The sequence below is a fragment of the Tahibacter caeni genome (assembly GCF_024609805.1).
Classification (GTDB): domain Bacteria; phylum Pseudomonadota; class Gammaproteobacteria; order Xanthomonadales; family Rhodanobacteraceae; genus Tahibacter; species Tahibacter caeni.
On the sequence record NZ_JANFVR010000555.1, the window covers coordinates 1 to 1,865 of the forward strand.

3 protein-coding genes are annotated in these 1,865 nt (G+C 66.2%); all 3 read right to left on the reverse strand.

The window, feature by feature from the left end:
• Nucleotides 1-1,306, reverse strand: a 1,306-nt coding sequence (gene tnpC, locus NON22_RS23720; protein ID WP_257389450.1) for an IS66 family transposase, incomplete at its 3' end; no start/stop codon positions are given.
• A gap of 15 nt (nt 1,307-1,321) precedes the next feature.
• Nucleotides 1,322-1,660, reverse strand: coding sequence for an IS66 family insertion sequence element accessory protein TnpB (gene tnpB, locus NON22_RS23725; protein ID WP_257389451.1), 339 nt, complete (start codon nt 1,658-1,660; stop codon nt 1,322-1,324).
• The coding region (locus NON22_RS23730; protein ID WP_257389452.1) for a hypothetical protein at nt 1,654-1,865 on the reverse strand (212 nt) is incomplete at its 5' end. The genes tnpB and NON22_RS23730, both read right to left, overlap by 7 nt.

Below are 1,865 nucleotides of genomic sequence, written 5' to 3' on the forward strand. Positions count from 1 at the left end.
GCTTGCGGGTATGCGCCAGCGCTTTGGCCAGACCGCTGTTGGGTGCGACCGAGCGCGATACGTCGTCGATCCAGCGCTGGAACGCATCGAGCGCCGGTCGCGCGTCACGTTGTCGTCGGGCGAGCCGATCGGGTGGATCCAGGCCTTTGATTTCAGCTTCGATCCGATACAGCTCAGCGATGTGGCGCAGCGCAGGTTCAGCATGCGCGCTGGCTTTGGCGGCATGCAGTTCGAAGAACAGGCGGCGGATATGCGCCCAGCAGCCTACTTCGGTGATGCCTTGGGCAAAAAGGGCTTTATAGCCGCTGTAGTCGTCCACGACGAGGCGGCCGCCGAACGCACCGAGGAAGCGCTTGGCATGCTCGCCGCTGCGACTGGTGCAGAAGTCGAACACGGTGATCGGCAGCCCGTCGGTGGCGCAGTATGCGAACAGATACGCGCGTGCTGTCTTGCCGGCGCCCGGATCCAGTAGCGCGACCGGCGTTTCGTCCGCATGGATGACCCGGCGCTGCAACAGATCGGCCTTCATCGCACCGACCAGCGGCATCAGCGCGACGCCGGCGGCGCCGGTCCAGTCGGCCAGGGTCGAGCGGGCCAACTCCACACCGCTGCGCTGGTAGATCTGCTGCTGGCGGTACAGCGGCAGGTGATCGGCGTATTTGCCGATCAGCACGTGGGCGAGCAGGCCCGGTGCCGGCCGGCCACGTTCGATCACGTTCGCCTGGCTCGGTGCAGCCGTCACCGTCTCGCACGTGCGGCAGGCGTACTTCGGATAGATGTGACGACGCACGAAGAACTCGGCCGGCTTGCAGTCGAGCTGTTCGGTGACGTCCTCGCCCATCGGCGTCAGCGCATTGCCGCACTGCGCGCACGTGCAGGAAGCCGGTTCGTGGCGAACCTCCACGCGCGGCAGATGTTCCGGCAACGGCAGACGCCTGGGCAGGCGACGCGGTGCGGAAGGCTCCGCCTTGAGCGTCTCCAGTTCCGTCTGCATCGCGACGATGTCTTCTTCGAGAGACTCCTCGAACAGTTGACGCTGGGCCGGATCGAGCTGCTCGGAACGACGGCCGTACATCGCACGGTTCATCGCCGCCAACTGCGCTTCAAGCACCTTGATGCGCGCGGCCCGATACGCACCGAGCGCAGCCATCTCGCTGACCTGCGCGTCGCGCTGAGTCAGCAGCGCATCGCGCGCGGCGATCTGTGCTTCGCGTTCCGCAACAAGCGCCGTGCGTTCGGCCAACGCCGCCAACGCTTCGCGCAGTTGCCTTTGCAGATCATCGTTGGTCGGTGCATCAACACGCATGCGCCGATCGTAAGGTCATACCCGCGCGCCGACCAGAGGCTTGGCGCACAGTCGATGCCAGTCCACGCCGGTGCATAACCACGCGAACACTTGCGCGTCGATTTCGCAGACGCGATCGTTGCTGCGCGGCCAGACGAAGCGACCTTCGCGCAAACGCCGCACGCACATCCACACGCCGCTGCCGTCGGCACAGACCACCTTGATCCGCGTGCCGCTGCGGTTACGGAACACGTAGGCGCCACCAGCCAATCCGTCGTGACCGAACTGCAGGGTAATCGCCGTCAGCAAACCGTCCATGCCGCGGCGCAGATCGATCGGCTCCACCGCAATCCACCACGACGTCGGGTTCAGCATGCGATCAGCTCGCGCAGCAGCGTGGCAAGCCAGCGCGGATCCGTTCCGACCGGCACCGTGAGCCGCCATACGCCGTGCTGTACGACCATCGCCGATGCTGGAGCCAACTCGCCCACGACGTGCACCGGCACCAGCGCCTGCCGCCGCTTCGCTCGCGCCTCTCGCTGCAGCCGGCTGCTCCACTTCGCCAGTGCCGTCGCACTGA

Coding starts and splice junctions, on each gene's coding strand:
- tnpB (WP_257389451.1), bottom strand. CDS start 1,660: ATGCTGAACCCGACGTCGTGGTGGATTGCGGTGGAGCCGATCGATCTG.